The sequence below is a fragment of the Bacillus sp. RB3 genome (assembly GCF_030164735.1).
In the GTDB taxonomy this organism is placed as follows: Bacteria; Bacillota; Bacilli; order Bacillales; family Bacillaceae_G; genus Bacillus_A; species Bacillus_A cereus.
Genome location: NZ_JASNGE010000110.1, coordinates 1 through 404, shown reverse-complemented (window position 1 = coordinate 404; position 404 = coordinate 1). Strand labels below are relative to the sequence as shown.

The window sequence follows — 404 nt, the reverse complement described above, 5'->3', positions numbered from 1 at the left end:
TGTAGTGTTACAATCCTAGAGGTTAATCAAGAAAGAATTGCATATTTAAGAAAGCAATACGCAACAGAAGAAGTAAATATAATTGAATCTAATACTGAAAATCTAGAACGAACGATTAAAGAAGCAGATTTATTTATTTCAACAATTTTAATACCAGGATCTCGCCCTCCTAAAATTGTTAAAGAGTATATGGTTCAATCTATGAAGCCAGGAAGTGTCATTGTGGATATCGCAATAGATCAAGGTGGTACAGTAGAAACTATTGATCATTATACAACTCATGATAATCCTGTATTTATTAAACATGACGTAATTCATTATGCAGTACCAAATATGCCTGGTGCCACCCCACGTACTTCAACTATGGCGTTGGCAAATGGAAATATTGAGTATTTACTAGCAAT

General features: G+C 33.2%; 1 protein-coding gene. It reads left to right on the top strand.

The window, feature by feature from the left end:
- The coding region (locus QO049_RS30555) for a Rossmann-fold NAD(P)-binding domain-containing protein (protein ID WP_481748644.1) at positions 1 to 404 on the top strand (404 nt) is incomplete at both ends.